General features: G+C 73.9%; 1 protein-coding gene. It reads left to right on the plus strand.

Going from position 1 to position 524, the window contains the following annotated elements:
* Nucleotides 1-65 precede the first annotated feature (65 nt).
* The gene (locus tag Raf01_RS49310) at nt 66-524 is read left to right on the plus strand and encodes a DUF5709 domain-containing protein (protein WP_203925100.1); all 459 of its coding nucleotides are present in this window, start codon (nt 66-68) and stop codon (nt 522-524) included.

Here is a 524-nt window from a genome sequence, read left to right on the forward strand (position 1 = left end):
CGGCTACGCTGGCGCGGGCGCTCTCGGAGGGTAGACGCGCCGGCAAGCCACGTGCGGGAGCGACGATGACCGACGAGACCGACCTGATCAACGAGGACTGGGACGACATCGAGGACGAAGGCGTCCTCGACGCCTCGGACACGCTCGACGACGACGCCACCCCCGACCCCCTCGACGTGGGCATCGAGGCCGCCGACCGGTGGTCAGGCGCCAACCGGTTCGGCACCACGCTGGCCGAGCAGCGCTCCGGCGAGTCGCTGGACCAGTTGCTGGCCGAGGAGGAACCGGACATCGACCCGTACGCGGACGAGAACACCGACGAGGACGACCTCATCCGCCGGGGCGACGACGCGGAGCCGCGGGCCGGGCGCCTGGTCGCGCCGGACGAGGGGTTCGGCTGGGACAACGAGCCGGACGCCGTGGGCCGGGACGCCGGGGTGGATGCCGGTGCCGCCAGCGCCGAGGAGGCCGCGATCCACCTGGTGGACGACCCGGACGGCGAGGGCGACGGCCCGCTGCGCTGA

Source organism: Rugosimonospora africana, assembly GCF_016862975.1.
Taxonomy (GTDB): Bacteria; Actinomycetota; Actinomycetes; order Mycobacteriales; family Micromonosporaceae; genus Rugosimonospora; species Rugosimonospora africana.

What these genes read in the sequence shown, in the direction of transcription:
- Raf01_RS49310 (WP_203925100.1), top strand. Translation starts at nt 66, where the DNA reads ATGACCGACGAGACCGACCTGATCAACGAGGACTGGGACGACATCGAG.